The following is a 3,154-nucleotide window of genomic DNA, read 5'->3' as shown; positions in this document are numbered from 1 at the left end:
GGCGATCACGTTGTTGCCGTCGACTTGTCGAAGCCCGTGCATGCAGGCCGCGAAGGCGCCGACGCCGGGTACCACCAGCCCGTCGGCGGCTGCGGCGGCGTCGAGGTCGGCGGTCACCTCGACAGAAGCGCCGACCCGCTGGAGCGCACGCTGCGCAGACCGCAGGTTGCCCGAGCCGTAGTCCAGGACCACCACGAATTTCGCTGTCACAGGGTGCCTTTGGTCGACGGCACCCCGGAGACGCGGGGATCGGGTTCGACGGCCTGACGCAACGCACGGGCGATGGCCTTGTATTGCGCCTCGGTGATGTGGTGCGGGTCGCGCCCGTAAAGCGTGCGCACATGCAGCGCGATGCGGGCGTTCATCGCCAGCGTCTCGAACACGTGCCGGTTGACGACGGTGTGATACGGCACCGTGTTACCGGCAATTGTGAAGTGCCGCAGGTGATCCGGCTCGCCGGTGTGCACGCAGTAGGGCCGCCCGGACACGTCGACCGCGGCGTGGGCCAGCGCCTCGTCCATCGGGACGAAGGCGTCGCCGAACCGCCGGATGCCGGTCTTGTCGCCGAGCGCCTGCCCGAGCGCTTGGCCGAGCACGATCGCGGTGTCCTCGATGGTGTGGTGCGCCTCGATGTCGACATCGCCCTTGGCGCGCATGCTCAGATCGAAGCTGGCGTGGCTGCCCAGGGCGGTCAGCATGTGGTCGTAGAACGGAATACCGGTGTCGACATCGACCTGTCCGGTGCCGTCGAGGTCGAGTTCGACGACGATGTCGCATTCTTTGGTGGTGCGTTCGACGCGCGCACGGCGGTGGGTAGTCATGACGCTCCTAATCATCCTGGTGGCGACCCGCTGCGCCCGGCTTTGCCGCGCTTGCGATCGCCACCAGCGGCTGGGCCAGTTCGGTGTCGGCGATGCGTGCGCTGGCCTTCAGGAACGCATCGTTTTCCTCGGCAAGGCCCGTGGTGGCGCGCAGATATCCGGGGATGCCGACATCGCGGATCAGGATGCCCGCATCCAGGTAGCGCTGCCAGGTGGTGGGCGCGTCGGCGAACTGCCCGAACAACACGAAATTGGCGTCGCTGGGGATGACCCGAAATCCCATGCGGGTCAATTCCGCTGATACTCGGTTCCGTTCGGCGATCAGCGCGGCGACACTGCCCAGCGTGTCGTCGGCGTGTCGCAGCGCAGCCCGGGCCGCCGCCTGCGTGATGGACGACAGGTGATAGGGCAGCCGTACCAACAACATCGCGTCGATGACCGCCGGCGTGGCGATCAGGTATCCCAGCCTTCCGCCGGCGAACGCGAATGCCTTGCTCATGGTGCGGGTGACGACGAGCTTGGCCGGGTACTCCTGCACCAGCTGGGCTGCGCTGCGTTGCGACGAGAATTCGCCGTAGGCCTCGTCGAGGATCAGGATGCCCGGTGTGACGTCGAGCAGCCGTCGTAGATCGGGCAGCGAAACGCTTTGCCCGGATGGGTTGTTGGGGCTGGCCACCATCACGATGTCGGGTTGGCGCTCGGTGATGGCAGAGACGGCGGCGTCGACGTCGATGCTGAAGTCCTCGGCGCGTACGGTCTCCAGCCATTCGGTGTGGGTGCCGTCGGCGATGATCGGGTGCATCGAGTACGACGGCACGAATCCGATTGCGCTGCGCCCTGGCCCGCCGAAGGCCTGCAGCAGCTGTTGCAGGATCTCATTGGAACCGTTTGCAGCCCAAATGTTTTCGACTGTCAGCTGAGTACCGGTCTGCGCGGTGAGGTAAGCGGCCAGGTCGCGCCGCAGCGCGACCGCGTCACGGTCGGGGTAGCGGTGCAAGCCGGCGGCGGCGTGGTGCACCGACCCGGCGACGTCGTCGACCAGTGCCTTGCTAGGCGGGTGGGGGTTCTCGTTGGTGTTCAGCCGCACCGGCACAGCCAATTGCGGGGCGCCATAGGGAGTTTTGCCGCGCAGGTCGTCGCGCAGGGGTAGCTCGTCGAGCGTCGGACGGCGGGTCATCGCTCGAACCTCCGCCGTATCGCCTCACCGTGCGAGGGCAGGTCTTCGGCCTGCGCCAGCGTGATCACATGCCCGGCCACGTCTTTGAGCGCGGCCTCGGTGTAGTCGACGACCTGGATGCCGCGCAGGAACGTCTGCACCGACAGGCCGCTGGAATGCCGGGCGCAGCCGGCGGTCGGCAACACGTGGTTGGAGCCGGCGCAGTAGTCGCCCAGGCTCACCGGCGAGTACGGGCCGACGAAAACCGCTCCAGCCGAACGGATTTGGGCTGCAACACCGGCCGCGTCGAGGGTCTGGATTTCCAGATGCTCGGCGGCATAGGCGTTCACGACCCTGATACCGGCGTCGAGGTCGTCGACCAGGATGATCGCCGACTGCTGACCGGACAGCGCGGCCGTCACCCTCTCCCGGTGCACCGTGGTCTGCAGCTGGCTGGTCAGCTCCGCGTCGGTGGCGTCGGCCAGCTCGACGCTGGGGGTGACCAACACGCTGGCGGCCATCACGTCGTGTTCGGCCTGGCTGATCAGATCGGCGGCCACGTGCGCGGGATCGGCGGTGTGGTCGGCGAGCACGGCGATTTCGGTTGGCCCGGCTTCGGCGTCGATGCCCACCCGGGAGCGGCAGAGCCGCTTGGCGGCGGTGACGTAGACGTTGCCCGGCCCGGTGATCATGTCGACCGGCGTCAGATCGGTGCCGTCGGTGTCGGTGCCGCCATAGGCCAGCAGCGCCACCGCTTGCGCCCCGCCGATCGCCCAGACTTCGTCGACGCCCAGCAGCCGGGCCGCGGCCAGGATGGTCGGATGCGGCAGGCCGTGATAGGCAGCTTGTGGCGGACTGGCCAGCACCAGCGACTCGACGCCGGCCACCTGCGCCGGCACCACGTTCATCACCACGCTGGACGGGTAGACGGCGTTGCCGCCGGGGACGTAGAGGCCGACCCGGTCGACAGGAACCCATCGCTGCGTGACCGTCGCGCCGGGTCCGAGTGTGGTAGCGACGTCGGCGCGGCGCTGTTCGGCATGGACTGCGCGGGTGCGTTCGATCGCCACCTGTAGCGCGTCGCGAACGTTGTGGTCCAGCCGCGCTAGTGCCGCGTCGAGCGCGGCGACCGGGACACGCACGGCCGCTGGCCGTACGCCGTCGAACGATTCCCCGT

The 3,154-nt window shown here is 68.3% G+C and carries 3 protein-coding genes and 1 pseudogene (1 of these 4 cut by a window edge); all 4 read right to left on the bottom strand.

What is annotated here, in order from left to right:
* A pseudogene (hisH, locus tag ACFE99_RS20275) lies at positions 1-210 on the bottom strand (imidazole glycerol phosphate synthase subunit HisH); it reaches 424 nt to the left of the window's first position.
* The gene (hisB, locus tag ACFE99_RS20270; protein WP_375488206.1) at positions 207-836 is read right to left on the bottom strand and encodes an imidazoleglycerol-phosphate dehydratase HisB; all 630 of its coding nucleotides are present in this window, start codon (positions 834-836) and stop codon (positions 207-209) included. The pseudogene hisH and the gene hisB overlap by 4 nt, the downstream one beginning before the upstream one ends.
* The gene (locus ACFE99_RS20265; protein ID WP_375488205.1) at positions 829-1,998 is read right to left on the bottom strand and encodes a histidinol-phosphate transaminase; all 1,170 of its coding nucleotides are present in this window, start codon (positions 1,996-1,998) and stop codon (positions 829-831) included. Before ACFE99_RS20265 ends, hisB begins: the two co-directional genes overlap by 8 nt.
* Positions 1,995-3,154, bottom strand: a 1,160-nt coding sequence (gene hisD, locus ACFE99_RS20260) for a histidinol dehydrogenase (RefSeq protein WP_375488204.1), incomplete at its 5' end; no start/stop codon positions are given. The genes ACFE99_RS20265 and hisD, both read right to left, overlap by 4 nt.

Source organism: uncultured Mycobacterium sp. (genome assembly GCF_964249325.1).
Taxonomy (GTDB): Bacteria; Actinomycetota; Actinomycetes; order Mycobacteriales; family Mycobacteriaceae; genus Mycobacterium.
The sequence above is the reverse complement of the archived record's forward strand: the minus strand, read 5'-3'. Positions and strand labels throughout refer to the sequence as shown.